Source organism: Nocardioides antri, assembly GCF_008373765.1.
GTDB classification, from domain to species: domain Bacteria; phylum Actinomycetota; class Actinomycetes; order Propionibacteriales; family Nocardioidaceae; genus Nocardioides; species Nocardioides antri.
The window spans coordinates 1-274 of record NZ_VUJW01000198.1 but is presented as its reverse complement, the minus strand read 5'-3'; the positions used below and the strand labels follow the sequence as shown (position 1 = coordinate 274).

At 40.5% G+C, this 274-nt stretch carries 1 protein-coding gene; it reads left to right on the top strand.

What is annotated here, in order from left to right:
- The coding region (locus tag F0U47_RS23000) for a hypothetical protein (RefSeq protein ID WP_149752378.1) at positions 1-274 on the top strand (274 nt) is incomplete at both ends.

Genomic DNA, 274 nt, shown 5'->3' with positions numbered 1-274 from the left:
CGTTAAACGGCTACAGCCAAACACCGCCGGGGAACTTCAAGAAACTATTTCGAAGTTGATATCAGACAAAATTCGCAATCTCGTCGATTTTTCGTACAGACTGTGGACTACCGGATCGAGAGAAATCATCACCGATAACTTTCCAATACAGTTCCGATTATTTTACAACGACAGAGCTATCAAAATAACGGACGCGAAATATGGTTACTCAATAAAGCTGACACCGGGGCAAAATAAGGCAATAATAAATATCTCTGATAATACTAACGTGAGG